The organism is Oleiphilus sp. HI0128, assembly GCF_001635365.1.
Genome location: NZ_LWGG01000845.1, coordinates 1 through 2,734, shown reverse-complemented (window position 1 = coordinate 2,734; position 2,734 = coordinate 1). Strand labels below are relative to the sequence as shown.

Here is a 2,734-nt window from a genome sequence, read left to right as displayed (position 1 = left end):
TGGCAGTACAGGTGGTACAGATTCTGGCAGTACAGGTGGTACAGATTCTGGCAGTGCAGGTGGCGATATCATCCCTGTTTTTGTAGCGACGGCATCTTGCTCGGCTGGGGATGATCCTCACTGGCAATGTGGTGGTCAGTGGAGCGATATTCAGAATGTCGCTGATAGTGACTTTATCGCAATATGCCCGGGCGCTGAAGGCGGAAATTACTCTGATTGTGCTGACGATGATACATTTGTTTTATTCTCAAACGTTACTTCAAATGATGGCTTTTTTGTTTGCTCTGATGATGTCAACCTTGGGGGCGGGCGTAATGGATGCAGTGGCTCTAAATATGTAAGAGAAGCTAATTTTGGGAGTATTGATAGCGTTGTTACTGAACAAGGAGGTAGCGATGACTCTTCTGCTGGTACTGGTGGCGGTGAAAATAATGACTCTTCTGTAGGTGCAGGTGGTAGTGAAGTCTCCTTCGCTGATGTGACGATTAATGCTTTTCCAGATTTTATAAGTGGTCAGGCAGCTGTAGTGGCACCTTTTGAAGCAGATCTTGCACACCTTAATGCAGATGGCTGCCTAGATGCATTTATTACTTCTCATGCAACTACTGATCCTGATGGAATATATATACAGGACAATGCTGGAGGTGTGTGTCAGGGGACATTTAGCTACTTAGCGAATGATTATTCTATAAGCGGGCCTTCTAATAGGCGGATTACTTCATGGGTAATGCTGTTAGACCTAGATGGTGATTCCGATACTGATATATTAGGGGCCGATGTAGATGGTAACCCTTCTTTAGCTGCTCTTATGAATAGCGGCGAAGAAAGCTACTCAGGAGTTTCAGGCTGTTTATATGATGTTGATCGATGTTTGCCGATAGATTTTAATGGGGATGGAGATATTGAACTTATTTCAGCGCCTTTGGTTGGAGTTGGTTTTAATTCTAGTTTAAATAGCGTTAATGCAGGTACAGGAATATTTGGATCAATATATAGTTGGCCAGAAAGAACTGTTTTATATACTCCTGATTGGAACAATATATCTGAGCCAAATTTAACGCGTGCATGGTCGACCTCTTTAGTTTTTGATGCTAACAATGATTCATACCCTGATATGGTTAATCCTCAGCTTAACTTGATTTGGTTTAATAGTCCTTCAGGATTTTCAGATGCAGTTTCTGGAAATTTTGTAGCCTCCTCATCAATGTTTGATACTTCTTATTCTATTGACTCGGCGCAACACTCAAACCCACACCAACAGATACCAATTGACTACGATAATGATGGTGATTTGGATATCTTTAAGATTAGAGTGTATAAAGGCGGAAATAATTCTATTGATTTAGCGGATGGCGACAATGATGGTGATGGTATATGGTTGCTTGAGAATGACGGGACGGGCAGGTTTACCGATGTTTCAGTTACTGAGTTGTCAGGGTTAACTCTAAACTCTTTAACGTATCAAACTACATATGCAGGCTTAGGTGCTGGAGACTTCAATAATGATGGTTTGACGGATATTAGAGCTGATTGGCTAACTGGAGGGGGCTTTGAAGCGCCTTGTGGCATACTTATTAATGGTGGAACAGGGAACTGGAAGAAGGAAGCGTATTCATGCGGAAATGTTTTAAGTACGTCTGGTGGAAGAGTAGCTGCAGCAGGTGGGGCTTCTAAAACTGTGGTGGCGCATGGCGATTACGATAACGACGGTCGTTTGGATTTATTTTCCTCTAATTCTCAACCTAGCGCTAATAAAGATACCCTTAATTTGTTACGTAACACGGGACCAAGTAATAACAATTGGTTAGCATTCCAGGTTAAGGATGCGCCGACTACAGAAGGCTTGCACTCAAGAGTAGTGATACGAAACTCTGAAACAGATAATATTTTGTGTACGAGAGAGATTTATATTGCGCAACAATACGGTGGTTCGAGCGAGCATTGTGGTCTTGGTAGCGTAAGTACTGTGGACATCTCTGTTCAGTACCCTAATGGAGGAAGACTAGTTTCCTATCAAGATGTTGGTGTAAACCAGTTTTTGATGCTGAGGTTAGATGGCTCAGCAGAAGTATGGGCCCCAGGTTCAGGTATGTAGTCTAATTTCTTTATAGAAACTGCGCAAAGTTTCACTTTGTGCAGTTTTTTTTTACCTAGTAATTACTGATAGAATACAAGGATAGCTTAAACCTTGATATTAAATGGATGTACTTTGTGTCAATAAATTATACTGCTTCGCTTGACGGCCTGAGAGGTTATGCTGTTTTATCGGTAATACTTTTTCACTGTGGCATACTCTATTGGGGGTGGCTTGGTGTACAGCTATTTTTTGCACTCTCGGGTTTTCTAATAACCTTGAGCTTATTTTCAGGCAAGGAAAAGAGTTTTAAGCTATATCTTAAAAACTTTTATGTTCGAAGAGCTTTGAGGATTTTTCCTCTATACTTTTTATTCCTATTTATCGTGTTCATAATCTCCTTAGTGGTCGGTGAGCGGCGTTTTTCAAGGTAGTTGTCGCCTGAGCATTTAAGCTGCTTGTTTTTCCTTCTCCGGGTTCAACTTAACGTCACCCACTTTCTCCCAGTTCCGCGTAGCTTTTGACCACCTTATTTGGTTCTTTCTTTTCATCTTGCGATAAAGCTCATCCCTCTTCGATAATATTTCTTCATCCAGACCTAAGTGCCTTTGCTCTGGGGTAACAAAGTTAATTCGACTATGCCGGTGCTCTGTGTTGTAC

Annotated in this window: 2 protein-coding genes and 1 pseudogene; 2 read left to right on the top strand and 1 reads right to left on the bottom strand. The window is 41.6% G+C overall.

The window, feature by feature from the left end; all coding sequences use genetic code 11:
- Positions 1-2,095: VCBS repeat-containing protein (locus tag A3763_RS13135; RefSeq protein WP_197482900.1), on the top strand; the 2,095-nt coding region annotated here is incomplete at its 5' end.
- A gap of 107 nt (positions 2,096-2,202) precedes the next feature.
- Positions 2,203-2,508, top strand: a complete 306-nt coding sequence (locus A3763_RS30135; RefSeq protein WP_082880462.1) for an acyltransferase — start codon at positions 2,203-2,205, stop codon at positions 2,506-2,508.
- Positions 2,509-2,523: 15 nt separating this feature from the next.
- Here the strand turns inward: A3763_RS30135 and A3763_RS28650 are convergent.
- A pseudogene (locus A3763_RS28650) lies at positions 2,524-2,734 on the bottom strand (IS3 family transposase); the annotation flags it as partial.

Coding starts and splice junctions, on each gene's coding strand:
- A3763_RS30135 (WP_082880462.1), top strand. CDS start 2,203: ATGTACTTTGTGTCAATAAATTATACTGCTTCGCTTGACGGCCTGAGA.